16 protein-coding genes and 1 riboswitch are annotated in these 26,273 nt (G+C 68.9%); of the genes, 15 read left to right on the top strand and 1 reads right to left on the bottom strand.

The features are described 5' to 3' along the window. Positions 1-19: 19 nt before the first annotated feature. Complete coding sequence (locus tag VFV19_16545; GenBank protein ID HEX4825911.1) at positions 20-175, bottom strand: hypothetical protein; 156 nt, start codon at positions 173-175, stop codon at positions 20-22. 151 nt (positions 176-326) lie between these two features. Between VFV19_16545 and VFV19_16540 the strand changes: the two genes are divergently transcribed. The 15 genes from VFV19_16540 to VFV19_16470 all read left to right on the top strand — a co-directional run bounded on the left by VFV19_16540 (position 327) and on the right by VFV19_16470 (position 26,265). Next, positions 327-1,247, top strand: coding sequence for a substrate-binding domain-containing protein (locus tag VFV19_16540; protein ID HEX4825910.1), 921 nt, complete (start codon positions 327-329; stop codon positions 1,245-1,247). Beyond that, positions 1,244-2,728, top strand: coding sequence for a sugar ABC transporter ATP-binding protein (locus tag VFV19_16535; protein ID HEX4825909.1), 1,485 nt, complete (start codon positions 1,244-1,246; stop codon positions 2,726-2,728). The genes VFV19_16540 and VFV19_16535 overlap by 4 nt, the downstream gene beginning before the upstream one ends. Continuing rightward, on the top strand, positions 2,725-3,651 hold the full coding sequence (locus VFV19_16530) for an ABC transporter permease (protein HEX4825908.1): 927 nt from the start codon (positions 2,725-2,727) through the stop codon (positions 3,649-3,651). The genes VFV19_16535 and VFV19_16530 overlap by 4 nt, the downstream gene beginning before the upstream one ends. Continuing rightward, the gene (locus VFV19_16525) at positions 3,648-6,845 is read left to right on the top strand and encodes a glycoside hydrolase family 38 C-terminal domain-containing protein (protein ID HEX4825907.1); all 3,198 of its coding nucleotides are present in this window, start codon (positions 3,648-3,650) and stop codon (positions 6,843-6,845) included. The genes VFV19_16530 and VFV19_16525 overlap by 4 nt, the downstream gene beginning before the upstream one ends. A 217-nt stretch (positions 6,846-7,062) precedes the next feature. Next, complete coding sequence (locus tag VFV19_16520; protein ID HEX4825906.1) at positions 7,063-7,599, top strand: hypothetical protein; 537 nt, start codon at positions 7,063-7,065, stop codon at positions 7,597-7,599. 4 nt (positions 7,600-7,603) lie between these two features. Further along, positions 7,604-9,475, top strand: coding sequence for a hypothetical protein (locus VFV19_16515; protein HEX4825905.1), 1,872 nt, complete (start codon positions 7,604-7,606; stop codon positions 9,473-9,475). Then, positions 9,475-12,486 carry a tetratricopeptide repeat protein gene (locus VFV19_16510; GenBank protein ID HEX4825904.1) on the top strand — a complete coding sequence of 1,004 codons (3,012 nt, stop codon included), beginning with the start codon at positions 9,475-9,477 and terminating at the stop codon, positions 12,484-12,486. Before VFV19_16515 ends, VFV19_16510 begins: the two co-directional genes overlap by 1 nt. Beyond that, positions 12,483-13,082 carry a tetratricopeptide repeat protein gene (locus tag VFV19_16505; GenBank protein HEX4825903.1) on the top strand — a complete coding sequence of 200 codons (600 nt, stop codon included), beginning with the start codon at positions 12,483-12,485 and terminating at the stop codon, positions 13,080-13,082. Before VFV19_16510 ends, VFV19_16505 begins: the two co-directional genes overlap by 4 nt. Continuing rightward, positions 13,079-13,399, top strand: coding sequence for a hypothetical protein (locus tag VFV19_16500; protein HEX4825902.1), 321 nt, complete (start codon positions 13,079-13,081; stop codon positions 13,397-13,399). Before VFV19_16505 ends, VFV19_16500 begins: the two co-directional genes overlap by 4 nt. Beyond that, positions 13,396-14,073, top strand: a complete 678-nt coding sequence (locus VFV19_16495; protein ID HEX4825901.1) for a MotA/TolQ/ExbB proton channel family protein — start codon at positions 13,396-13,398, stop codon at positions 14,071-14,073. Before VFV19_16500 ends, VFV19_16495 begins: the two co-directional genes overlap by 4 nt. Continuing rightward, a complete protein-coding gene (locus VFV19_16490; GenBank protein HEX4825900.1) occupies positions 14,060-14,485 on the top strand; it encodes a biopolymer transporter ExbD in 426 nt (141 codons plus the stop codon). The genes VFV19_16495 and VFV19_16490 overlap by 14 nt, the downstream gene beginning before the upstream one ends. Before the next feature lie 10 nt (positions 14,486-14,495). Beyond that, on the top strand, positions 14,496-14,954 hold the full coding sequence (locus VFV19_16485; protein HEX4825899.1) for a biopolymer transporter ExbD: 459 nt from the start codon (positions 14,496-14,498) through the stop codon (positions 14,952-14,954). 9 nt (positions 14,955-14,963) lie between these two features. Further along, positions 14,964-15,971, top strand: a complete 1,008-nt coding sequence (locus tag VFV19_16480) for an AgmX/PglI C-terminal domain-containing protein (GenBank protein HEX4825898.1) — start codon at positions 14,964-14,966, stop codon at positions 15,969-15,971. Between the two features lie 28 nt (positions 15,972-15,999). Then, positions 16,000-16,089, top strand: a riboswitch (cyclic di-GMP riboswitch). A gap of 79 nt (positions 16,090-16,168) precedes the next feature. Further along, complete coding sequence (locus VFV19_16475; protein HEX4825897.1) at positions 16,169-21,226, top strand: SdrD B-like domain-containing protein; 5,058 nt, start codon at positions 16,169-16,171, stop codon at positions 21,224-21,226. Between the two features lie 5 nt (positions 21,227-21,231). After that, a complete protein-coding gene (locus VFV19_16470; protein HEX4825896.1) occupies positions 21,232-26,265 on the top strand; it encodes an OmpA family protein in 5,034 nt (1,677 codons plus the stop codon). The last annotated feature ends 8 nt before the right edge of the window (positions 26,266-26,273 follow it).

Below are 26,273 nucleotides of genomic sequence, written 5' to 3'. Positions count from 1 at the left end.
TCCGCGCCGCGTTCAGAGACTACTTGAACGTGTCCTTGGCGAGTGTTGTGGGGAAGATGCACATGCAGGTGCAACGGGGCGAGGTCGTGGACGACGTGCACGTCCCGCTCGCCTTCTCCCGCGTTTCGATCTCATCGATCTCGAGATCCAACACCACCGTCTTGCTCTCGTTCATCGACACCTCCTGTGCTGCGCCAAGTTGCGCAAACGGCCGGTAGCTAACACCCCATCGGTCGCCGCTGTCAATGAGGAAAAGCGTGAAACAACTTTGCTGCGCCGCGCTCGCCCGACTTCCGGGAAAGGCGTGGCAGACTGAGCGCCGCGCCATGAGACGCCTCGCCGCCTGCTTGCTGCTGCCCGCGCTGCTGTCCTGCGGCGGAAAGTCGGCACACGCGCCGGCGGCGACGAAGACGATCGGAGTGACCCTGCTCACGCGGGGTCACCTCTTCTACCGCGATCTCGAGGAGGGCCTCCGCGACGCCGCGAAGTCGCCCGGGTACGAGCTCGTCGTGACCGCGGCCGACTTCGATCTCGGCAAGCAGACCTCCGAGATCGAGGACTTCGTCGCCCGCAGGGTCGACGCGATCGTCGTCTGTCCGGTCGATTCGAGCGGCGTCGGGCCGGCGATCCGCAAGGCGAACGCCGCCGGCATCCCGGTCTTCACGGCCGACATCGCCGCGAAGGATGGCGACGTCGTCTGCCACGTCGCGTCCGACAACGTCGCCGGCGGACGTCTCGCCGGGGAATACCTCGCGAAGGCGATCGGCGGATCGGGGGCGGTCGCGATCATCAACCAGCCGGTCATCACCTCGGTGCTCGACCGCGTGAAGGGGTTCCGCGAGGCGATCGCGGCGCATCCGGGGATCCAGGTCGTCGCCGACGTCAACGGGCAAGGCGTGCGCGACCGCGCGCTCGAGGCCGCGTCCGACGTCCTCCAGGCGCATCCCGACCTGCGCGGGATCTTCGGAATCAACGACGACTCGGCGCTCGGCGCGCTCGACGCGGTGCGCCAGTTCAAGCGCGACGGGATCGTGATCGTCGGCTACGACGCGACCGAGCCGGCGGTCGACGCGATCAAGAAGGGCGAGGCGCTCGCGGCCGACGTGGTCCAGTACCCGAAGAAGATCGGGGCGGCGACGATCGACGAGATCCGCGATCACTTCGCCGGGAAGCCGGTTCCGAAGGTGGTGCCGGTGCCGGTCGGCATCGTGGACAAGGCGGCGCTTTCGAGCGCGGCGCCGCGATGACCTTGTCCCCGCTCCTCGCGATGCGGGAGATCACGAAGAGCTACGGCACGACGCGCGCCCTCGACCGGGTCGACTTCACGCTGGAGCGCGGCGAGATCCACGCGCTCGCCGGCGAGAACGGAGCAGGGAAGTCGACCCTCGTGCGCGTGCTCTCGGGTGCGACGGCATGCGACTCCGGGACCGTGTCGCTCGAAGGAGCGCCGGTGTCGCTGCGCTCGCCGGCGGACGCGCTCGCGCTCGGCATCGGCATCCTCCACCAGGAGCTGCACCTCGTGCCGCACCTGACCGTGGCGGAGAACGTCTTCCTGGGGCACGAGCCGCGACGGAGGGGCTTACGGATCCTCGATCGCGCCGCGCTCACGCGCGCGACCGAGGCGCTCCTGGCGCAGCTCGGTGAGCCGATCGATCCCGGGACGCCTGTCGAGGCGCTCGACCTCGCGCGCCGGCAGCTCGTCGCGATCGCGCGGGCCCTCTCGCGGCGGATGCGCATCCTCGTGCTCGACGAGCCGACCGCGCCGCTCACGCCGCACGAGGCGGAGCGGCTGTTCCGCGTCGTGCGCAGGCTCGCAGCGGAAGGCGTCGGCGTCATTCACATCACGCATCGCCTGGACGAGATCTTCGCCCTCGCCGATCGCGTGACGGTACTTCGGGACGGCGAGCACGTCGCGACCGCGCGCGCCGGCGAGATCGATCGTCCCGCGCTGATCCGCGCGATGGTGGGGCGCGATCTCGGCGACGAGTACCCGGAGAGACGGTCGACGCCGGGCGAGACGGTTCTCGAGGTCGACCGGCTCGTGGCAGGGCGGGCCGGTCCGGTGAGCTTCACCTTGCGACGCGGCGAGGTGCTCGGGATGGCGGGGCTCGTCGGCGCCGGGCGCAGTGAGGTGGTGCGCGCGATCTTCGGCGCCGACCGGCGGACGTCGGGGAGCCTTCGACTGGACGGACGCCCGATCGATCCGCGCTCGCCGCACGAGGCGATCGCGCTCGGGATCGGTCTCCTCACGGAAGACCGCGATCGTCTCGGCCTCGTCGGCACGATGAACGTGCGGGAGAACATCACGCTCGCGCGCTTGCGCCGCTTGCTCTCGCGCTCACGCGAGACCGCGGCGGCCCGCGCGCGCGCCGTCGAGCTCCAGATCAAGCCGGCCGACGTCGAGCGGCCGGTCGGGGCGCTCTCGGGCGGGAACCGGCAGAAGGTCGTGCTCGCGCGGTGGCTCGAGACCGAGGGACGCGTCCTCATCTTCGACGAGCCGACGGCGGGAGTCGACGTCGGTGCGAGGCGCGAGATCTACCTCATCATCCGGCGCCTCGTCGAGGAGGGGATCGGCGTCCTCGTCGTCTCCTCGGACCTGCCCGAGGTTCTCGGGATCTGCGACCGCGTGCTCGTCATGCGCGAGGGGAAGATCGCCGGGGAGGTGCTCGCGCGCGAGGCGACGCAGGAGAGTCTGCTCGCTCTCGCGGCACCGGGCGCCGCGGCGTGAGGCTGCGCGGCAGCGAGGCGGCCATCGCGGCCGCCGTCGTCATCGAAGGTGCGGCGCTCTCGTTCCTCTCGCCCCACTTCCTCACTGCGGAGAACCTGCTCAACGTCTCGCTCCAGGCCTCGATCACGGCGATCGTCGCCGCCGGCATGACGTTCGTCATCCTCACCGGCGGCATCGACCTGTCCGTCGGGTCGGTCGTCGCGGTCGCCGGCATCGCCACGACCGCGGCGCTCGCGGGCGGCCACGCGTACGCGACGGCGATCGCGGCGGGGCTCGGCATCGGCCTCGTCTCCGGCGTCGTGGCGGGAGCGCTCGTGACGCGCCTCGGCGTCGCCCCGTTCATCGTCACCCTCGCGCTCATGACGATCGAGCGCGGTCTCGCCTTCGTCGCCACCGAGGGGCGTCCGGTCTGGGACCTGCCGCCGGGGTTCGCGGGCCTGGGCGGCGGACGTCTCGCCGGGGTCCCGTTTCCGTCGATCGTCATGGTCCTCGTCTTCGTCGTCGCGCACGCGGCGCTCAAGCACACGCGCTGGGGTCGTCACGTCTACGCGGTGGGCGGCAACGCCGAGGCCGCGCGGCTCGCCGGAATCGGGACCGCGCGCGTGGTCGCATCGACCTACGTCCTCTGCGGCGGTCTCGCCGCCCTCGGCGGCGTCCTGCTCGCCTCGCGCATGAATTCGGGCCAGCCGAACGCCGGCCTGATGCTCGAGCTCGACGTGATCGCCGCCGTCGTCGTCGGCGGCACGAGCTTGTCCGGAGGCCGCGGCTCGGTCGCCGGCACGTTCCTCGGCACGATGCTCATCGCGATCCTGAGGAACGGGCTCAACCTCTTGAACGTGAACTCGTACGTGCAACAAGTCGTCGTGGGCGCGGTGATCCTCCTCGCCGTGCTCCTCGACCGGCTGCGGGAGAGACGCACATGACCGGTCGCTCCATGATCGCGGGAGTCGTCCTTCTCGTCTCGATCGGTGTCGCACGCGCGGAGACCGCCGTCGACAAGCTCGTCGCGCGCTTCGACGAGCTGACGATGACGCATCTCGGCGGATGGAAGGTGAGCCCGGGGCCGATCGAGGGGAACGACCCGGCGAAGGACGACTACGACGACGGCGGCTGGAAGCCGCTCGGCATCGACGAGAGCTTGCGCGTCGACTCCTGCTGGATGCGCAAGACCGTGGTCGTGCCCCAGAGCGTCGCCGGCCGGAAGCCGCACGGGCCGCTCACCTTCAAGGTGACCGTCGACGACTACGGCTTCCTGTTCGTGAATGGAAAGGACCTCGGCCGCTTCGACTGGAGCGGTTCCTTCACGCTGAGTCAGGATGTCAAGCCGGGCGACGTTCTCCATCTCGCGATCCACGCGATCAACACCGGCGGCCCGTTGCGGCTGCTCCAGGCCGACTTCGAGCTGGCCGAGCCTTCCGAGGCGAAGGACGAGATCGAGGGGCTCGGCATCAGCCTGCGCGTGGCGCAGAAGCTCCTCGGCTTCGACACGTATCAAACCAGTGCGCGCAACCGGATCGACCCCGGGACCGACCGCTCGACCGCCGACCCCGCGGAGAAGCGGCGGCTGAACGACCTGCTCCAGCAACTCGCGGCCAAGGTCGACACCGCATCGCTCGAGCGCGGCGACCTCGCCGCGTTCCGCGCGTCGCTCGCCGCCCTGCGCCGCGAGCTTCCGCCGATCGCCAAGTTCGTCCACTCCTACACCCTGCACTTCGCCGCCAACGCCCACATCGACGCGGCCTGGCTCTGGCGCGAGAAGGAGACCGTCGAGGTGTGCCGGAGAACGTTCGGCTCCGTGCTCAAGATGTTCGACGCGCGGCCGGACTTCACGTACACGCAGAGCGCCGCGGCGTACTACGAATGGATGGAGCGGTTCGATCCCGAGCTGTTCTCCGGGATCAAGAAGCGCGTCCAGGACGGACGCTGGGAAGTCGTGGGCGGGATGTGGGTCGAGCCCGACTGCAACCTCCCGTCGGGCGAGTCGTGGGCCCGCCATCTCCTCTACGCCAAGCGCTACTTCCGGCAGAAGCTCGGCGCCGACGTCACGATCGGGTGGAACCCCGACTCGTTCGGTTACAACGCGAACATTCCGCAGTTCTACGCGAACGCCGGGATCGGCGCGTTCGTGACGCAGAAGATCGGATGGAACGAGAAGAACGTCTTTCCCTACCGCGTGTTCTGGTGGCAGGCGCCGGACGGCTCGCGCGTCCTCACGTACTTCCCCTTCGACTACGTGAACGAGGTCGACGATCCGTTCCAGCTCGTCGACTGGCTGCGGCAGCACGACGCCAACAGCGGCTTCCGCAAGATGCTCGTCCTCTTCGGCGTCGGCGACCACGGCGGCGGTCCCTCGCTCGCGATGCTCGACCGGATCGACAAGCTGCGGAAGCTCGATCTCTACCCGACGATCGAGCACGGGAACGCGGGCAGCTACTTCTCGTGGCTCCGCGCGCAGGATCTCTCGAAGGTGCCGGTCTGGAAGGACGAGCTGTACCTCGAGTACCACCAGGGCACCTACACGACCCAGGCGAAGATGAAGTCTTCGAACCGCCGCGACGAGGTCCTCCTGACGAACGCCGAGAAGCTCTCGACGCTCGCGGGGACTTCGAACGCCGGCCTCGAGGACGCCTGGCGGAACGTCCTCTTCGAGCAGTTCCACGACCTCCTGCCGGGCTCCGGCATCCGCGAGAACTACATCGATGCCGGCGAGCACTACCGCGACGCCGAGACGATCGGGAACCACGTGCTCGACGGAGCGCTCCACGCGATCGCATCGAAGGCCGACACGTCAGCGTCGAAAGGGGCGCCGGTCGTCGTCTTCAACGCGCTGGGATGGGAGCGGAGCGACGTGGTCCGCGTCACGCTTCCTCCAGGGATGGAAGGCGACGTCGCCGTCTTCGACGGGAGCACGGAGCTTCCGTCGCAGGTCCTCGCGAACGGCCGTTACCAGCGCGACGTGATCTTCCGGGCGCGCGTTCCGGCTCTCGGCTACGCCGTCTACGACCTGCGCCCGCAGAAGGCCGCGGCGACGACGTCCCTCTCCGTCACCGCCGACACCCTCGAGAACGACGCGCTCCGCGTGCGCATCGACGCGAAGACCGGCTGGATCGCGAGCATCGTCGACAAGAAGTCGGGTCGCGAGGTGCTCGCCGGCCCCGGAAACCAGCTTCAGCTTCTCGAAGACAAGCCCGATGCGTGGGACGCGTGGAACGTCGGTCTCACCGGCACCGAGTTCCCCTCGACCTTCCGTGGGGCGGAGGTGATCGAGCGCGGACCGGTCCGCGCCGTCGTCCGGCTCAAGCGCGACTACCTCAAGCCGGGCACGAAGAAGGATTTCCCGACCGAGGACTTCCCGTCCACGTTCTTCACACAGGACATCGTCCTCGACGCCGGATCCGATCGCGTCGATTTCACGACCGCGGTCGACTGGTGGGAGACGAAGACGATGCTCAAGGTTGCCTTCCCCGTCGCGGTCAAGAGCGACGTCGCCACCTACGAGATCCCGTACGGGACGATCGAGCGCTCGACGGGAATGGGCGACGCGTGGCAGAAGGCGAAGGTCGAGGTGCCGTCGCAGCGCTGGGCCGACCTCTCTCAGGACGGGTTCGGCGTCAGCCTCCTCAACACGTCGAAGTACGGCTACGACATCAAGGGCAACACGATGCGTCTCTCGCTCCTCCGCTCCCCGGAATGGCCCGACCCGACGGCGGACCGCGGCAAGCACACGATCGACTACGCTCTCCTTCCCCACGCCGGCGGGATCTCGGGCGCGGCCACGGTGCGCCGCGGCTACGAGATGAACAACCCGCTCCTCGCCGTCGTCGAGACGGCGCACCGAGGGGAATCGCCCCGCCGTTCGTTCGTCCGTCTCGCCCCCGATTCGCTCGTTCTCACGACTCTCAAGAAGGCCGAGGACTCGAACGCATGGGTCGTTCAATGGTACGACCCCAAGGGTGAGGACACGACGGCCGCGGTGACGTTCGACCGCGAGCCGAGCCGCGCGCGCGCGACGAATTTCCTGGAAGAAGACGGAAAGGATCTCCCCATCGACGGCGACGTCGTGCGCGTGCCTTCGCGCGCCCGCGCGGTCACGACGATCAAGGTGAACTTCCGTTAACTCCGTCGCATACGTCCTTGAATCCGAGTTACGGGATTCGTAGCCGCCGCGTCCGGAATTCCTAAACCGCGCTCCTCGCGGGCCGGTCACTCCCACACATTCCATTCCTGGCAGAGGCGTTGCAATCCCTCCGCGAGCCGAGGAGGGGGGCGCCCTCACGGCCGAGCGGGATCGCTGTTGCCCGCTCGAGCGCTTCGTGAGCGAAACGAGGAACGTCATGGGCGAACCGGTTCGGACGCGAGGCCGCGTGATCCTCTGCGCTGCCCTTCTCTGTGGCATGAGCGTGGCGGCCCGCGCGCAAAAGAGCGACCAGGCGCCACCTCCGGGCCTGGACGAGCAAGTTCAGGCGATGAAATCCGACGTCCTCGGCATCGCGCAGGAGCTGAGCCGGCTCGAGGAGAAGCTGCTCTATCCGTCGGGCACCGAGGTGGCCGTCTTCGTCGCGCTCGCGAAGGGCGACACGATGCGCCTCGACGCGGTGCGACTGACGATCGACGGGCAGCGCGCGGCCGAGTACATCTACAGCTTCAAGGAGCTCGAGGCCCTGCGCAAAGGCGGCGTGCAGCGTCTCTACGTCGGCAACGTCACGACGGGAGAGCACAAGCTCGACGTCGTCGTCGAAGGGAAGCTCGACGGCGGCGCCGACGTCAACCGCACCGAGCACCTCGCCTTTCGCAAGGACGTGAAACCCAAGCTCGTGGGTCTGCGCGTGGCCGGGTCCGGAAGCACGCCGGTCGCGCTCGAGGAGTGGTGATCCGGTGCGTCCGTCGCCCCGCCTCCTGGGAATCGGCCTGGCCGCGGCGCTCGCGGCCCGCCCCGGCGTCTCCGCCGATCTGAAGGACCTCTTCTTCGGCGATGCGCTGTTCCACGCCTACCAGGGGCAGTACTTCGACGCGCTCCAGCGTCTCGACACGGAGCTCGCGATGTACCACGGGCTCGACGATCCGCTTCGCGACACGCTGCACTACCACATCGGCGACGCGGAATTCTCGGTCGGCGACTTCGAGCTCGACTACCGCATGCACCTCCGCGCCGGGCGCGCGATCAAGGCGGTGCTCGAGGCGTCGGTCGACGAGTCGGTGCGCAACGAGGCCGCGTTCCGCCTCGCGCGCATCCACTTCCAGAAGGGCCAGTGGGGCGATGCGCAGGAGGCGCTCGCGCGGATCCACGGAAAGATGCCGGCGGAGATCGTCGACGACGTCGAGTTCCTGCGCGCGAGCGTCGATCTCGCGCAGGGAAAGCCGCACGACGCCGCCCTCGTGCTCGAGGGCGTGAAGAGCGATCCGAAGTTGTCGGGCTTCGTCGCGTACAACCTCGGCATCGCGCTCCTCGAGGACGGCCGGACCGGCGATGCCGTGAAGCAGCTCGACCGCGCCGGCCAGCTTGCGGCCGGCGACCCGGCGGGGCTCGCCATCCGCGACAAGACGAACCTCGTGCTCGGCGCGATGCTCTTCGAAGGGTCGCGCTTCGACGAGGCGAAGCAGTCCTTGGACCGCGTGCGGCTCGACGGTCCGTTCTCGAACCAGGCGCTCCTCCGCGCGGGCTGGGCCGAAGCGTCGGCGAAGCAGTACGACCGCGCGCTCGTGCCGTGGGGCGTGCTCGCCGATCGCGATCCGACCGACGCCGCGGTGCAAGAGGCGATGCTGGCGCTCCCGTCGGCGTACGAGAGCCTGAACCTCCACGGCCGCGCGGCGCTCCTCTACGGGCGCGCGCTCGAGCAGCTCTCGGGGCAGATCGAGCGCGTCGACGCGTCGATCGCCAGCATCCGCGAAGGACGGTTCCTGGGCGCGCTCACCCGCGAGGAGAGCCGCCAGGACGCGGGCTGGGTCGTCCGTCTTCGGACGCTTCCCGGCGAGCCCGAGACCTTCTACCTCACCGAGCTCATGGCGTCGCACGAGTTCCAGACGGCGCTCAGCAACTACCTCGATCTCGAGGATCTGAAGACGAAGCTCGCCGCCTGGAAGACGGGCCTCGACGCGTTCGAGGAGATCATCCGGCTCCGGCGCGAGAACTACGAGCCGCTGCTCCCGGCGGTCGATGCGCAGTTCCGCGAGCTGGACTCGCGGATGCGCCTCCGTCTCGAGCAGCGCCGGAGCGCCGCGAAGCGCCTCCAGGCGCTCCTGACCGCGCCGAGGCCCGAGCAGCTCGCGACGGCCGACGAGCGGATCGCCGGCGAGCGCCTCGCCGCGATCGAGAAGCGGCTCGGGGATTCCGACGCCGCGACGCGCGCACGGGTCGCCCGCCTGCGCGGCGCGATCACCTGGCGTCTCGCGTCGGAGTACCCCGCGCGCCTGTCCGCGGCGTTCGTGCACCTGAACGAGCTGAACGCCGGCATCGACACCCTCACGCACCAGTACGACGCGTTCGTGAGAGCGCGCCAAGCCGCGACGCAGAGCTATGCCGGCTACGACGTGACGATCGCGCGACTGCGCGAGCGCGTCGGCGAGGCGGAGCAAGGGGTCGACGGTCTCATCGCCCGCCAGGGGCGGCAGATCGAGACGGCCGCGATCGATCAGCTCACCGCGCGCCGCGCGCGCCTCGCGGCGCAACAGACCCAGGCGCGCTACGCGGTCGCCGACAGCTACGACCGTGCGGCGCGCGCGCAGTCCGCGGACGAGGAGAAGCGGTGATGCGCCGCCGCGCCCTCGTCGCCGTCGTCGTGCCGGTCCTGGTCGCCGGCTGCGCTCCCGCGCATCACGAGGCCCCGAAGACGGGGACGCTGGCCGAGCTGCGGAGCGTCAAGCCCGACGTGAAGGATGCGAAGGTCGAAGGCGGCCTCGATCAGGCGATGTCCGGCTACCGGAAGTTTCTCGACGAGACGCCGGAGACCTCGATGACGCCGGAGGCGATGCGCCGCCTCGCCGATCTCAAGCTCGAGAAGCAGTTCGGGCTCCAGAAGCCGCCGACAGCGGTGCCGACGGCGGCGAAGGCGCAAGCGCCGTTGCCCGCCGGCGCCCGCGAGTCCGACGAGGACTTCGAGCAGCGCACGACCACGGGCAGCGAGGTCGCCTGGGACCGTCAGGCCGCCGATCCCGAAGGGCCGCGGGAGGCGATCGCGCTCTACGACAAGCTCCTCGCGGACTACCCGAACTACAAGGACAGCGACCAGATCCTCTATCAGAAGGCGCGCGCGTTCGACGAGCTGGGCCAGACCGACGAGGCGATCGCGACGATGGAGCGTCTCATCCGCGCCAACCCGAGCTCGCCGCACGTCGACGAGGTCCAGTACCGCCGCGGCGAGTACTTCTTCATGCGCCGGCGCTTCCGCGACGCCGAGAGCGCCTATGGCGCGATCACCGCGATGGGCGCGAAGTCGTCCTATTACGAGCTGGCGCTCTACAAGCTCGGCTGGACCCTCTACAAGCAGGATCTCTACGAGGACGCGCTCGGCAAGTACATGGCGCTCCTCGACTACAAGGTCTCGATCGGCTACGACTTCGACGCGACGCACGAGGAGGACGACGAGCGCCGCGTCGCCGACACGTTCCGCGTCATCAGCCTGAGCTTCAGCAACCTCGGCGGTGGGACCGACACCGTTCGCGACTGGTTCGCCAAGTTCGGCAACCGGTCCTACGAGGACCGTATCTACAACAACCTCGGCGACCACTACCTCGCGAAGCTGCGCTACGACGACGCGGCGGGCACGTTCAAGGCGTTCGTCGCGCTCTATCCGTTCCACAAGTCGGCGCCGAAGTTCAGCATGCGCGTCATCGACACCTTCACGCAGGGCGGGTTCCCGAAGCTCGTCCTCGAGGCGAAGCGGGACTTCGCCGCGACGTACGGCCTCGCGGCGCCTTACTGGACGCACTTCAAGCCGGAGGAGTCGCCGGAAGTGCTCGCCTACCTCAAGACGAACCTGACCGACCTCGCGAGCCACTACCACGCGCAGTACCAGAGCGCGCAGGACCCCGCCGAGAAGACCGCCGCCTATCGCGAGGCCCGGCGCTGGTACGGCGACTATCTCACGGCCTTCCCGAAGGATCCGTCGTCGCCGCAGATCGATTACGAGCTCGCCGGCCTCCTCCTCGAGAACAAGGATTTCGGCGAAGCGGCGAAGGAGTACGAGCGGACGGCGTACGAGTACCCGGCGCACGAGCAGTCGGCCGCGGCCGGCTACGCGGCGGTCTACGCCTACCGCGAGGCGCTGAAGATCGCCCCTGCCGACCGGCAAGAGGCCGTCAAGCGCGACACGGTGGCAAGCTCGATCAAGTTCGCCGACGCTTTCCCGGCGCACGAGAGCGCGGCGGCGATCCTCGGCGCGGCCGCCGACGATCTCTACGAGCTGAAGGACTTTCCGAACGGCGTCGCCATCGCCCAGCGCGTCGTCGACTCGTACCCCGGCGCCGAAGGCGCGATCCGGCGCTCGGCGTGGATCGTGGTCGCTCACGGCTCGTTCGAGCTCGCCGACTACCCGCGCGCCGAGAAGGCGTACACGCAGGTCCTCGCGGCGACGCCGCAGGACGACGCGTCGCACGCCGAGTTCGTGGACAACCTGGCGGCCTCGATCTACAAGCAGGGCGAGGCGGCGCGGGATGCGAAGGACTACCGTGCGGCCGCCGATCACTTCCTGAGGATCCGCACGGCCGCGCCGACGTCGACGATCCGCGCCGCGGCCGAGTACGACGCCGGCACCGCGCTCATGTCGCTCGAGGATTGGACCGCGGCGGCGAAGGTGCTCGAAGGGTTCCGCGACGCCTTCCCCGATCATCCGCTCGAGCACGAGGCGACGCGTCAGATCGCGCTCGCCTACCGGCAGAACGGCCAGCTCGGGCGCGCCGCCGACGAGTACGACCGCGTCGCGTCGGACTCCAAGGACACGGCGCTCCGCCAGGAAGCGCTGCTCGTCGCGGGCGACCTCCACGCGCAGTCCGGCACCCAGGAGAAGGCGCTCGAAGCGTACACGCGTTACGTCCAGGAGTTCCCGCAGCCGGTCGAGCCGGCGCTCGAGACGCGCCTCAAGATCGCGGAGATCCACAAGGCGTCGCACGACGACGGAAAGTACCGCCAGGAGCTCGAAGAGATCGTGCGCGTCGAGGCGGAAGCGGGGGCGGACCGGACCCAGCGCACGCGGACGATCGCCTCGCGCTCGGCCCTGGTCCTCGCGATCGCGGTCGAGCAGGACTTCGCGGCGGTCAAGCTGCGCCAGCCGTTCGAGGCGAGCCTCAAGGAGAAGAAGCAGCGGATGGACGCCGCCCTCGCGGCGATGAGCAAGCTGACGGAGTACGAGATCGCGGAGGCGACCGCCGCGGCGACGTTCTACATGGCGGAGATCTACCACGAGTTCAGCCGGTCCCTGATGGAATCGGAACGGCCGGCCGATCTCGCGGAGGCCGATCGCGACGAGTACGACGCCGCGCTCGACAAGGAAGCGTTCCCGCTCGAGCAGAAGGCGATCGCGCTCCACGAGAAGAACCTGGAGCTCTTGCAAACCGGCGTGCTCAACGACTGGACCCAGAAGAGCCTCGGCGAGCTCGCCGTGCTGCTGCCGGGACGCTACGCGAAGAGCGAAGTGAGCGGCGGCTTCCTCGGCGCGATCGACACCTTCGTCTATCGCACGCCCGTGTCGCTGATCTATGGGCCGATTCAGGGCGACACGGACGCCGCCTCCTCGACCGACACCGCCCGCCTGGTGACGCCATGAAAACGCACATGGTCCTCAGCGTGCTCCTCGCCGCCACGGTCTCGCCGGCGGCCGAAAAGCTCGCCAAGGTGGAGGTCGCGAAAGATGCGAGCGGCTTCACGATCACGCAGCGCGTGAAGGCGGCGGGCGACGTGCGCTCGGATTACGAGGCGGCGGAGAGGCTCGCCGAGACGGGCAAGTACGACCAGGCGATCGCGATCCTCTCGAAGGTGACCGAGCGCGCGCCGACGCTGACGCCGGCGTTCATCGATCTCGGCATCGCCTATGCGCGCACCGGCGATCTCGACCGCGCCGAGGCGACGCTCACGAAGGCGCTCGAGCTGAATCCGCGCCATCCCGCCGCCTACAACGAGCTGGGCATGGTGCAGCGGCGGAAGGGAGAGTTCGCGCAGGCACGGGCCAGCTACGAGGCCGCGCTCGCGGCCTTCCCGGACTACCACTACGCGCACAAGAACCTCGCCATTCTCTGCGACCTCTACCTCGGAGACATGTCGTGCGCGCTCGCGCACTACGAGGCGTATCGCCGGCTCGTCTTCGACGATCCGGACGTCGGGAAGTGGATCGCCGATCTGCGGTCGCGAGAGGTGAAGCCATGAAGAAGAGCGTATGCCTCCTGCTCCTCGTCGCGGGCGTCGCGCTCGCCGACGACAAGAAGCCTCCGGCGAAGGAGCCGGCGAAGCAAGACCCGAAGACGCTCGACGGCATGTCGATCCTGGGCAACCAGGAGGCGCCGAAGGCGCTGGTCATCGTCCCGTGGAAGAGCTCGGAGCTGGGCGACGCGCTCGGGATCGCGCCGTTGCTCGACGACTCCAAGACCCCGGTCGACCGGGAGGTCTTCCTGAGAGCGCTCAGCTACTACGAGATTCGATCGGAAACGACGCGCCCCCCTGCGGCGCCTAGGAGCAAGTCATGAGCTTGACGGAGCTGTTGGGAAACGTCGGACTCTTCGGCCTCGCGGTCATGGGGTGCCTCGCCGTGCTCTCGGTCTTCTCGGTGACGGTGATCCTCGACAAGTACCGCAAGTTCCGCGCGGCCCAGAAGCAATGGCAGATGTTTCGCCCCGCCTTCGCGAAGTCCCTCCGCGCGGGTGAGGTGAAGGAAACGATCGTCGCCGCCAAGCAGCATCAGAGCTCGTACGTGGCGCAGGTCGTGTCCGCCGGCCTCACGGAGTTCGCCGGCGCCAAGGAGTGCGGCAGCGATTCCGAGACGCAGGAGGAGCTGGTCACGAGCGCGCTCGAGCACTCGAAGATCGAGGCGCTCATCGAGATGCGCCGCGGCCTCAGCTCCCTGGCGACGATCGGATCGACCGCGCCGTTCATCGGCCTCTTCGGAACGGTCGTCGGGATCATCAACGCCTTCCGCGGCATCGCGGCCACCGGCTCCGGCGGGATGGCGGCGGTCTCCGGCGGTATCGCCGAGGCGCTCGTCGCGACCGCGCTCGGCATCTTCGTCGCGATCCCCGCGGTCGTCGCGTTCAACCACTTCACGGGGGACCTCGAGCGCTTCCAGGTCGAGATCAACCAGGCCTCGAACGAGATCGTGAACGTCCTGTTCAAGACGCACAAGGAACTCCATGCGACTCGGTGAAATCCCCAAGATCCGCTCGACGATCAACGTCACGCCGCTCGTGGACGTGGTGCTGGTCTTGCTGATCATCTTCATGGTCATGGCCCCCAACATGCAGAAGGGGCCGGGGCCGGAGATCAACCTGCCGGCGACGGAGAGGCCGACGCAGCAGGGGACCAGCGACCGGATCCTCGTCACGCTCGACGAGAAGGGCGTGCTCTGGATCGAGGACAAGCAGGTCCCGGCGGCGAGCTTCGGCGATGGGCTCCGTGCGGCCGCGGGAGCGGAGAAGAACCCCAAAGTCGTGCTGCAGTGCGATGCGCGGCTTCCGTTCGGAGAGATCCGCCAGACGATGCTCGCCATCGAGCAGGCCGGCTTCGATGGGGTCGCCCTCATCGCCGAGCGCGCCGGCACGCACACGCGGAGGGGCTGAGATCATGCAGATGAGCGGCAGTTCCGACACCGGTCTTCAGTCCGAGATCAACGTCACCCCCTTGGTCGACGTCGTGCTCGTGCTGCTGATCATCTTCATGGTCGTCGTCCCCCTCATGCTGGAGGGGTACGACGTCAACACCCCGCGCACGTCGGTCGAGGCCGCCCCGACGGCGGCCGAGCAGTCGCAGGTCGTGCTGCGCATCGCTTCGGGGACGTGCGGCATCCTCGAGCCGCCGGCCCATCGAGGGCTCCCGGCCGACTGCCGGGTCAGCCTGGCCGACAAGGACATCCCCGTCGCCGAGCTTCCCACGCGCGTGCGTGAGCTTCTCGGTGCCCGGCCCCGGGATCAGCGTGTGCTGTTCCTCGCCGCGGATGACCGCCTGAACTACGAGGGCGTCCTCCGCATCGTCGATCTCGCCAAGTCGGGAGTCGACGATCTCAAGATCGGCGTCATCACGACCGAGTGAGGTGGATGCGTGGCGACGAACCTGCAATCCCGCGCCTTTCTGAAGAGCCTCGCGATTCACGGCGTGGTGGCCGCGGTGGTTTTGGCGATACCGGCCGGGCCGCTTCGCCGCATGGCGCAGCCCGATGAGGTCGAGGTGGTCTTCCATCGACCGCCTCCGCCGCCGGATCCGCTGCCACTGCGCGCGGCGCTGCCCCTTCCGAAGGGTGGCGTGCTCCCCGCGGGGCCCAAGACGCCGTCCCACGTGCCGACGCCGTCGGCACCGGCCGCGCCCGAAGCGCCGCTCGCCGCGAACCCTCCGGGCCTGCCCGAAGGCGCGACCGAGACTCCGAGCGCGGCGCCGCCGAAGCCGAAGGTGGGGAACACCGGCATCCTGGCGTTCCGTGACCAGATCGCGAGCGTGGCGGACGACAAGAGCTCGATCAGCCTCGGCGCCCAGGCGCACCTGAAAGCAGCGGCCGACGCGAACACGAGCTCGCCGCGTGACTACCTGCTCAACGCCGTTCCGGGCGGAAGCGGCGGAATCAACTCCGCGGCGCTCAGCCGGAGCGTCGGCGGCGGTGGCGGAGGCACGGGCGGCGCAGGCGGCGGCGGGATGCAGGGCGTCGCCGTGGGACGCGCCACGGACGCGCTCGCCGGGATCGGCGGAGGCGGCGGCTCGCGCGGCCACGGCGGATCGGGGTCGGGCTCCGCCGACGGATCGACCGGGGGTCCGGGAGCGAAGCCGGGCCGCACGGACGAAGAGATCCAGATCGTCTTCGACCGGCACAAGTCGTCGTTCTACCGGCTCTACCACGAAGAGCTGCGCAACGACCCGACGTTGAAGGGTCAAATGGTGCTGAAGCTGACGATCGAGCCGGACGGCAGCGTGTCGATGTGCACGCTGCAATCGTCCGACATGAAAGCACCGGCGCTCGCGGCGCAGGTCGTCCAGCGCGTGCGCGCGATCAACTTCGGCGCGAAGGACGTGCCCGCGCTGACCATCGTCTATCCGATCGATTTCTTGCCGGCTGCATGACCACAGGAGGAGTGCGCATCTGATTCGATTCTGACAAAGGCAAAGCCATCGAAAGGTGGCGACGCAAAGTCACCGGTCTAACGGGCCATGGGGGCCCCAAGGCAGCGGGACCGCCGGAATCCAGCCCGACGTATCGGGCTGTTGCCGCGGCCCCGAGCTCTGTTGACCGGATTACGGAAGCGAGAACGGGGGAGCGCGTGCGGTTCAGCGTCAAGAAACTCGCGACAGTCGTCGGCCTCGCCGTCGCGGTGTGCTTGCTGTCCGCGGCTCCGGCGCTCGCGCTCGACTGCGTTGCTCAGGCCGGCGGGATCATCGACGGCTTCGTCAACTACCCCAACCCTCCGGCGCAGATCAACATCGACGGCGAGTGCACGATCCGGAACTACCCGGCATCGAACCCTCTGACCTCGAACATCAGCTGGTTCGGCAGCCTGCCCTCGAGCACGTTGCTCATCTTCGACAACGTCGTCCACACCGGGAACATGTCCTGCAACCTCAACGCGCAGGGCAACAAGATCTGGTTCGTCAACAGCTCGTCGACCTCGGTCCAGCAGCACTGCCTGAGCCTGCTGATCCCGGTCGAGAAGATCGACAAGCAGAACGTCCCGACGAACCGGACGACCGCCACGATCGGTGTCCCGTTCACGTGGAAGCTCGTCATCCCGGTGCTGTTCGACCCGGGCACCGGCACCGTCATCGACACTCAGGGAAGCGTCAACGATCTCCACAGCATCACGGTCTGGGACGACCTCACGGCGACCGGCGTCGACCTGAGCGTGGTGAGCGAGACGGCCACCTGGCTCGACGACGGCACACCGGTCCCGCACACCTTCACCAACAACAACGGCTTCCTGACCTTCGACGGCATCCCGATCGTCAACGCCGGGCGGCAGTTCGCGGTCAACCTCACGGTCGTCCTCAACGACGACCCGGCGGTGAACACGCCCGGGAAGCAGTTCGTCAACACGGCGACCTGGCAGTTCGGCCGGCTCATCGACGGCGTGTTCTACCAGCCGCTTCCCGGCGAGAACGGCATCTCGCCGCCACTCACGATTGCGGCGCCGGTGCTCACCGTCGACAAGTCGGGGCCGGCCACGATGAACCTGGGCCAGTGGGGGACCTTCACCCTCGACACGGCGAACACCGGGCTCTCCGACGCCTGGGACGTGACGCTGCGCGACCTGCTCCCGAACGGCGCCACCGGCGGCATGTGCGACCTGACGCCGGAGATCCAGAGCGCGCAGGTGTTCGCCGCCGACGGCGTGACCCCGGTCGCGGGCAAGGGACCGCTCGCCGCGGGGGTCGATTACACGCTGAGCTGGTCTCCCGCTCCCGCGTGCCGGCTCGACTTGAAGATGCTCACGGCGGCGGGATCGATCGCCGCCGGCCAGCGCCTCATCGTCCACTACCGCACGCAGCTCGACGCCAACACGCAGAACGGTGTCGCGCTCACGAACATCGCGGGCGCGATCCAATGGTTCAACGGCGACAGCAGCAACGCGAGCCGAGTCGCCTACAACCGGACGTTGACGGACGGCACGCCCGCCATCGTCGATTTCCAGGACGCCTTCACCGTCAACACGGCGCTCACCGGGTTCTTCTTCGAGAAGACCGCCGCGGACCGGACCACCGGAGTCGATCCCACGACGACCGCGGCTCCGGGCGACACGCTGCGGTACACGCTGCGCTTCCGGACGACCGACCAGCCGCTCAACAATTTCCGGATCTTCGACGACATGGGGGCGATGAACCCCGGGCCCGCGTACGTGCCCGGCACGCTGACGCTCGTCACGGTTCCCCCGGGGGCCAACACGGGCAGCACGAGCGCGAACGGCGGCACGAACGGCACCGGCGTTCTCGACGTCCGGAGCCTGAGCCTCCCCGCCAACAGCTCGCTCACCATCCAGTTCGACATCCGGCTGGCGCCGGCGCTCACGAACGGCACGGTCGTCACGAACCAGGCGTCTTCGCGGCTTCCGAACAATACGGTCGTCGCCCTGAGCGACGACCCGAACGTGAACGGGACGGCCGACCCGCTCGTCGCGGGAGACGAGGATCCGACCCGCGTCACGATCCAGGCCTCGCCGGCGTTCCGTGTTCAGAAGATCTCGACCGACATGACCGGCGACCCGAACGTGCTCCTCGCCGGCGAGACCCTGCGCTACACGATCACCGTCCAGAACATCGGGAACGCGGCCGCCACCGGCGCCGTCATACGAGATGCCATCCCCGCGAACACGGCGTACGTCGCGGGCAGCACGCGCCTCAATGGTGCGGTCGTCGCCGACGTCGGCGGGACCTCGGCGCTCGTCTCCGGCATGTTGATTCACCCGCCGTCGGATCCGACGCCCGGCTCGATGCCCGTCGGTACCACCGCGACGATCGTCTTCGACGTCGTGATCGACCCCGCCGTCCTCGACGGCACGATCATCTCGAACCAGGGGTTCGTCAGCGCGACGCCGGGCATCGTCGATGCGCCGTCCGACGACCCTCGCACGCCGATCCCCGACGACCCGACGCGTAACGTCGTCGGCAACCATCCGCTGCTCTACGCGACGAAGACGGCGGCGCTCGCCGTCGACCTCGGGACACCGGGCGTCGTCGATCCGGGCGACGTCCTCCGCTACACGATCACGATCCAGAATTCCGCGGCGATCCCGTCGACCGGCGTCGTGCTGATCGACGCGGTTCCCGCGAACACGACCTACGTCGCGAACACCACGACGCTCAATGGCGCCGCGGTCGGCCAGCCCGACGGCGGCGTGGCGCCGCTCGCCTCGGGAATCGCCGTCGGCACGATCCCCGCGCACGGCTCGGCGGTCGTCCAGTACGAGCTACGCGTCGTCCCAGGCACCCCGGCCGGCACGCTCATCGTCAACCAGGCGACCGTCCACAGCGTCGAGCTACCGGATCTCCTCACCGACGGCGACGGCGACCCCGCGAACGGCGCGCAGCCGACGGTCGTCGTGGTCGGCGCGGTCCAGGAGCTCTCGATCACGAAGCAGGTCTCGGTGGTCGGCGGCGGCCCGGCGATTCCGGGCGCGCAGCTCGACTACGTCGTCACGGTCACGAACTTCGCGGCCGTCCCCGCGCTGACCGTCGTCATCACCGACGCGCTCCCCGCCGGCCAGCTCGCCTACGTGCCCGGCTCCGCGACGATGAACGGCTCCGCGACCGGAGTCACCGTCGCCGGTACCACGATCACCGCCGACTTCGGCACCGCGTACGGCCCGCTCGCTCCGGGCGCGACCGTGACGCTCCGGTTCCGGGCCACCCTCGATCCCAGCCTCGCTCTGGGCACCGTGGTCACGAACACGGCCGACGTCACATGGAACACTCCGACGCAGACGGCGAGCGCGTCCGTCTCGATCGCGGTCGGCGGCGTGCCCGGTGTCGCGGTCTTGAACGGATCGGCCTGGCGCGACGCCGACTTCGACCAGATTCAGGACACCGGCGAGCGCCCGCTCATCGGCTGGGCGGTCGATCTCTACCGCGACAACCAGATCCTCCACACCTCGCTCACCGACGCGAACGGCGCCTACCGGTTCGTCAACGTCGAGCCGAACGACGTCTCCGGCAGTCCGTACGAGATCCGTTTCCGCGCCCCGGGTGCCGTCGCGACGACCGCCACCCTGGGACGCGCGTCCTCGCCGTTCACGAACGGACCGCAGCGGATCACGGGCGTCACCGTCTCGGCCGGCGCGAACCTCCAGGGCCTCAACCTGCCGATCACGCCGAACGGCGTCGTCTACAACGCGATGGCGCGCATCCCGATCGGGGGGGCGACGCTCACGCTGCTTCAGGGCGGCGGCGGCGCGCCGCTGCCGGCGGGCTGCTTCGACGATCCGGCCCAGCAGGGCCAGGTCACGCTCGGGAGCGGCTACTACAAGTTCGACCTCAACTTCAGCGACCCGGCCTGCCCGAGCGGAAGCGACTACGTCATCGCGGTCGCGGCGCCTCCGGGCTCGTCTTACGTGAACGGTCCCTCGCAGATCATCCCGCCGGCCACCGACGCGGCGACCGCGGCGTTCTCGGTGCCCGCTTGTCCCGCCGGCGCCGGCGACGCGATCCCGTCGACCACCCTCTACTGCGAGGCGGAGCCGTCTCAGGACGCACCGACTCCCGCGGTCCAGGCCCGCACGCCCGGGACGATCTACTACCTCCACCTCGTGCTCGACGGAACCGGATCGCCCGGCACGAGCCAGATCTTCGACAACCACATCCCGCTCGACCCGCAGCTCGCGGGCGCCGTCGCGATCACGAAGACGACGCCGCTCATCGACGTGACCCGCGGGCAGCTCGTGCCCTACACGATCACCGTCGACAACGTGTCGGGGGCGCTGCTCACCGACATTAGCGTCGTCGACGACTTCCCGGCTGGGTTCACGTACGTGCCGCGCTCCGCGCTCGTCGACGGCACGCCCGCGGAGCCCGCCGCCGCCGGCCGCGAGCTGCGCTGGACCGGCCTCGCGCTGGCGGGCACGCAGTCGCGCACGATCAAGCTCCTCCTCGCCGTCGGCCCCGGCGTGAGCGAAGGAGAGTACGTCAACCGGGCCCGCGTCGTGGACGGCCTCACCGGAGCGGCGATCTCCGGCGAGGCGACGGCGACGGTCCGCGTCGCGCCCGACCCGAACTTCGACTGCACCGACGTCCTCGGCAAGGTCTGGAACGACGCGAACAGGAACGGCGTGCAGGACGAAGGCGAAGGCGGGATCGCAGGCGTGCGCCTCGTGACCGTGCGCGGCCTCCAGGCGACGACCGACGCCTACGGGCGCTACCACATCACCTGCGCGATCGTCCCGAACGAGGACCGCGGCAGCAACTTCATCCTGAAGCTCGACGAGAGGACGCTGCCGAGCGGCTTCCGCATGTCGACGCCGGGGCAGCGCGTCGAGCGCGCCACGCGGGGCAAGGCGCTCGGCATCGACTTCGGCGCGTCGATCTTCCGCGTCGTCGCGATCGACCTCTCGGACGCCGCGTTCGAGCCCGGCTCGACCGACATTCGCGTTCCCTGGCGGCCGCGCATCGACCTGCTCGTGGGCGAGCTGCACAAGGCGCCGGCGGTGCTGCGTCTTACGTACCTCGCCGACACCGAGGACGCCGCGCTCGTCGGCAAGCGCGTCGAGGACGTGAAGCGGCAGATCACCGCGAAGTGGGACCCGGCGGTCTACCCGCTGACGATCGAGCAAGAGATCTTCTGGCGCAAGGGGGCCCCGTCCAGGCAGCCCCACGTCGAAACGCCGAAGGGCCGGTGAACGGTATGAACAACAACCGTCGCCGGATCATCCTTCTCGGCCTTCTCGCGGCCGCGAGCCTCGCCCGCGCCGACGAGGCGAAGCCGGGCGAGCAGGTCGAGCGGAACCTCTCGACCGATCAGACGTTCCAGCAGTGGTCGAAGGATCCGAAGGACCTCGCGGGAGACCGGAGCGACAAGCTCGAGACCCGTGCCGTTCCGCACGAGCAGCTCGAGACCGTGAAGCTCAAGAACGTCGTCCCGCCGATCCACTTCGAGTCGGGCGTCGCGAAGATCCCGGCGGACGACGTCGACAAGCTCGCGAAGATCCTCGAGAGCATGCGCTACCGGAAGAACGTCCGCGTTCACTTCGTGGGGCATGCCGATTCGCAGCACCTTTCCCAAGGGCTCGCGAACGTCTTCGGGGACAACATGGGCCTGTCTCGCGAGCGCGCGGGCGAGGTCGCCGAGTACTTCAAGAAGAGCCTCGGGCTGCCGCCCGAAGCGATCACCTACGAGTGGGCGGGGGACACGCAGCCGATCGCCTCGAACGAGACGGAGGAAGGCCGCGGACAGAACCGGCGTGTCGAGGTCGAGGTCTGGTACGACGAGACCCGCCAGGGGACGAAGGACGAGGAGTTCGTCGCCCCGAGCGACGTCAAGCGGATCAAGGTCTGCCGGACGGAGGCGCTCTGCCTGCTCCGCTACAAGGAAGGGATGGCGCGCCGCGCACGCGTCAAGAACCTCGTCGTGCCGCTACGCTACGAGGACGACCAGGCCGCCGTTCCCGACGCGTTCGTGCAGCAAATCCGGCAGGCGTGGACGAACCTTCACGACAAGCAGCAGGTCCTCGTCAAGCTCGTCGGCTACACCGACGACGGCCCGCTCGGGGAGCGTGACCGGCGGATCTACGGCGACGCCCTCGCGCTCTCGAAGGCGCGGGCGCGCCGGGTCGCGCTTGCGGTGCAGGAGGCCCTCGGCCTGCCGAACGCCGCGATCGTCAGCGACGGCCGCGGGAGCGCGTCGCCGCTCGCCTCGAACGAGACCGTCCAGGGACGCGCGCTCAACCGGCGCGTCGAGGTCGAGTTCTGGTACGACGAGCCGCTCGAGGAGCTCTCCGACGAGCTTCAGCTCTGCCCCGGCGACGCCGGCGAGGAGATGACGACGAAGGTGTTCGATCCGCCGTGGGGACCGATCGCCGACCTCGAGCTCACGAACGGCCGCGCGACGGTGCCCGACGGGTACGGGGCGGCCGTGGCCCGCGCGCTGGCGGCGGTCTCCGATCGCCGGAACCCGCGCGTCCGGTTCGTCGGCTACACGAAGAACGAGCGTCTCGACCGCCGCACCGCCACCGTGTACGGCGACGACATCGGCCTCTCCACCGACCGGGCGCGGCGCGCGCAGGACCTCGTCATGACGGACGCGGCGCTCGCGTCAGCTTCGGCCGAGCACGAAGGACGGGGCGACGTCCAGTCCGACGACGTCGTCAACGCGGGGTTCACCGACGGCGAGCGGTCGTTCGTCCGCGTCCAGGTCGTCTACGACGAGCCGGTCCCCCTGGACGACGACGCCATCAACGTCACCAAGATGAATCACGAGATCGACCCGAAGAGCCCGTACGACCTCAACGTCATGCGCATCACCGTCGATGGGAAGCCGATCGACGACCCGGGCGTCAGCTCGTCGGACGTGCAGCGCTGCACCGACGTCGCGCTCGACCAGGCGAGGATCCAGTTCCGCTTCGACAATCTCGAGTCGCGGCCGCGCCTCGCCGTCGCCGCGCATCCGGTCGCCCTCGCGATGAGCGGGGACGATCCCGCGGCGTCGACCGTGACGTTCCGGATGTACGACAACTACAAGAGCTACATCGCGCGCGCCGAGGTCCGGATCTTCGACAAGGACCAGTCGCTCGTGGCCGTGCCGCTCGCGACCGTCGCGGTCGATCCGGAGGGGCTGGCCACCTGGCAGCCGCCGGCGCAGATCCTCGCGGGTTCCACGCGCGAGCTGAAGTTCGTGCTTCGCGCCTACGACGCGAAGGGTCACTTCGACGAGACCGAGGCACACTCCCTCTGGCTGACGCGTGAGGCGCCGAAGGCGACCGACGGAACGCAGGACCTCCTCGCCGCCTACGGCGAGAGCGATCTCATCCGTCATCAGATCCCGACGGACGGCGGCAAGGTGACGGTCGAAGGCAGCGGCGTCCCCGCGGGTCACACCGTCTGGGTCGCGGGCCGCCAGGTGCCGGTCGATCCGCAGGGTCGCTTCGCCGCGGAGGAGATCCTCCCGGCCGGCGCGCACACGGTCGAGGTCGCGGTCCTGGACGACGCCGGGAACGGCTCGCTCTACCTCCGCGACCTCGAGCTCAAGAAGCGCGACCTCTTCTACATGGGCATCGCCGACGTCACCGTCTCGGCGAATCACTCGAGCGGGCCGGCGGATCAACTCCAGGGTGAGAACGCCCCGCAGCCGTTCGACTCGTCGGTGGACGGCCGCTTCGCCTTCTACGTCAACGGGAAGGTGAGCGAGCACTGGAACCTGACCGCGAGCGCCGACACGGGCGAGGGGCCGATCCACGACATCTTCAGCAACTTCCTCGACAAGTCCCCCCAGTCGCTCTTCCGCCGCATCGACCCCGACTACGCCTATCCGACGTTCGGCGACGACAGCGTCGTCGAGGAGATGGCGCCGACGCAGGGCAAGTTCTACGTCAAGGCGAGCCATGGGCCGAGCTACGCGATGTGGGGCAACTTCACGGTCGACTACGCGGGCAACGAGCTGGCGCAGGTCGATCGCGGTCTCTACGGCGCCTCCGGCCGCTTTGCTTCGGAATCGACGACGAGCTTCGGCGAGCGCAAGGCGGTCGTCGAGGGCTTCGCGGCGCAGCCGGGCACCGTCGGCAGCTTCGAGGAGTTCCTCGGCACCGGCGGCTCACTCTATTACCTCCATCACCAGGACGTGCTCACCGGATCCGAGCGCGTGCGCATCGAGATCCGCGACAAGGACTCGCAGATCGTCAACGGGGTCGTCGACCTGCGGCCCGGCGTCGACTACGACATCGACTACATCCAGGGCCGCGTCCTCCTGACGCAGCCGCTGTCGTCGGTCGCCGACGACAACCTGCTCGTCCGCACGAGCGGGCTCTCCGGCAACCAGGCCTATCTCGTCGCCCGTTACGAGTACACACCGAGCGTCGGCGACCTGAGCGCCACGGCGGTCGGCGGTCAGGCCCACTACTGGTTCGGCGATCACGTGCGCCTCGGCGTGACCGGCAACTCCAACAAGGAAGGCGACACCGACAGCACCCTCGGCGCCGCCGACCTGACGCTTCGCAAGAGCACCGACTCGTGGATCCGGGTCCAGGGCGGCCGGAGCGACGGCGCGCTCTCGACGACGCAGTCCTCGACCGACGGCGGCTTCGCGTTCTCGAGCACCGACCCCGCCGCGTTCACCGACGCGAACGCCTCGGCCTACCGGGCGGACGCGAGCATGGGCTTCGGCGACTTCTTCAAGGGGGCGAAGGGCCGCCTCACCCTCTACGGCCAGAGCCGCGACGCCGGATACTCGGCGCAAGGCCAGCAAACCCTCAAGGACACCGAGCAGTACGGCGGCACGCTCGCGGTCCCGATCGGCGGCCGCGTGAGCCTCCTGGCGAAGGGCGACCAGACGACCGAGGACCAGGGGCTCGACCACCGGTCGCTCGAGCTCGACCTGCACGTCAAGGTGACCGACAAGTGGAGCGTCCAGACCGGCGTCCGCGACGACAAGCGCGAAGACCACTCGCCGGTCGTTCCGGCGACGCAGGAGCAGGGCGAGCGCACCGACGCGGTCGCGCAGGTCGCTTACGAGCCCGGCCCGCAGTGGCGCGCTTACGGGTTCGTCCAGGGAACGCTCGCTTCCGACGGCAACCGCGAGGACAACAATCGCGCGGGCGTCGGCGGCTCGTACCGTCCGACGCAGCGCTTCCGTCTCGACGCCGAGGCCAGCGACGGCGACCTCGGCCCGGGCGGCAAGCTGGGAACGACCTACCTCTACTCCGACCGGACGAGCGTCTACCTGAATTACTCGCTCGAGAACGAGCGCACGGACAACGGAATGCAGGATCGTCGCGGAACCGTGACCACGGGGATGAAGCGGCGCCTGTCGGACGACTCGAGCGTCTACGTCGAGGAGCGCTATCAGGACAGTACGGCGCTCACCGGCCTCACGCACGCCGCCGGCATCGATCTCGTGAAGCGCGAGCGCTGGAACCTCGGCGCCTCAGCGGAAGTCGGCACGCTCGTCAACCCGCAGACCGACCAGCACACCGATCGCCGTGCCGCGGGGATTCGCATCGGCTACGGGCTCGATTGGATCCAGTGGTCGTCGGCGATCGAATACCGTCGCGACGATCAGGAGCAGCTCGACCTCTCACACGACGAGCGGACGACGTGGCTCTTCCGGAACCACTTCAAGCTGATCCTCTCCCCCGACTGGCGCATGGTCGGCAAGATCGATCACTCGTTCAGCGACAGCTCGCTCGGCGACTTCTACGGCGGCGGCTACACCGAGGTCGTGCTCGGCTACGCCTACCGGCCTGTCAAGAACGACCGGTGGAACGCGCTCGCGAAGTACACCTTCTTCGACAACGTGCCGACCGCCGGTCAAGTGGGCGCTGTGAACACCCCCGTCGAGTACCTCCAGAGGAGCCACATCGCCTCGTTCGACCTTTCTTACGACATCTCGAAGGCGTGGACGCTCGGCGGCAAGTACGCCTACCGTCTCGGCGAGGCGAGCCTCGACCGCACGAACCCGACCTACTTCGACAACGCTGCGCACTTCGCGGTGCTACGAGCGGACTTCCGGTTCCTCAAGAACTGGGAAACGATGGCCGAGGTCCGCACGCTCGACACCCCCAACTCGGGCCAGCGCAGGAGCGGCGTCCTCGCCGCGGTCTACCGCACGCTCGGCAAGAGCTTCAAGGTCGGCGCTGGCTACAACTTCACCGACTTCTCCGACGACCTCACCGACCTGAGCTCGAAGCACCAGGGCGTCTTCGTCAACGTCGTCGGCACGACGTGGTAGTGGTTACT

The organism is Candidatus Polarisedimenticolaceae bacterium (assembly GCA_036275915.1).
GTDB lineage: Bacteria > Acidobacteriota > Polarisedimenticolia > Polarisedimenticolales > DASRJG01 > DASRJG01.
The sequence above is the reverse complement of the archived record's forward strand: the minus strand, read 5'-3'. Positions and strand labels throughout refer to the sequence as shown.

What these genes read in the sequence shown, in the direction of transcription:
- VFV19_16545 (HEX4825911.1), bottom strand. Translation starts at nt 175, where the DNA reads ATGAACGAGAGCAAGACGGTGGTGTTGGATCTCGAGATCGATGAGATC.
- VFV19_16540 (HEX4825910.1), top strand. Translation starts at nt 327, where the DNA reads ATGAGACGCCTCGCCGCCTGCTTGCTGCTGCCCGCGCTGCTGTCCTGC.
- VFV19_16535 (HEX4825909.1), top strand. Translation starts at nt 1,244, where the DNA reads ATGACCTTGTCCCCGCTCCTCGCGATGCGGGAGATCACGAAGAGCTAC.
- VFV19_16525 (HEX4825907.1), top strand. Translation starts at nt 3,648, where the DNA reads ATGACCGGTCGCTCCATGATCGCGGGAGTCGTCCTTCTCGTCTCGATC.
- VFV19_16520 (HEX4825906.1), top strand. Translation starts at nt 7,063, where the DNA reads ATGGGCGAACCGGTTCGGACGCGAGGCCGCGTGATCCTCTGCGCTGCC.
- VFV19_16510 (HEX4825904.1), top strand. Translation starts at nt 9,475, where the DNA reads ATGCGCCGCCGCGCCCTCGTCGCCGTCGTCGTGCCGGTCCTGGTCGCC.
- VFV19_16505 (HEX4825903.1), top strand. Translation starts at nt 12,483, where the DNA reads ATGAAAACGCACATGGTCCTCAGCGTGCTCCTCGCCGCCACGGTCTCG.
- VFV19_16500 (HEX4825902.1), top strand. Translation starts at nt 13,079, where the DNA reads ATGAAGAAGAGCGTATGCCTCCTGCTCCTCGTCGCGGGCGTCGCGCTC.
- VFV19_16495 (HEX4825901.1), top strand. Translation starts at nt 13,396, where the DNA reads ATGAGCTTGACGGAGCTGTTGGGAAACGTCGGACTCTTCGGCCTCGCG.
- VFV19_16490 (HEX4825900.1), top strand. Translation starts at nt 14,060, where the DNA reads ATGCGACTCGGTGAAATCCCCAAGATCCGCTCGACGATCAACGTCACG.
- VFV19_16485 (HEX4825899.1), top strand. Translation starts at nt 14,496, where the DNA reads ATGAGCGGCAGTTCCGACACCGGTCTTCAGTCCGAGATCAACGTCACC.
- VFV19_16470 (HEX4825896.1), top strand. Translation starts at nt 21,232, where the DNA reads ATGAACAACAACCGTCGCCGGATCATCCTTCTCGGCCTTCTCGCGGCC.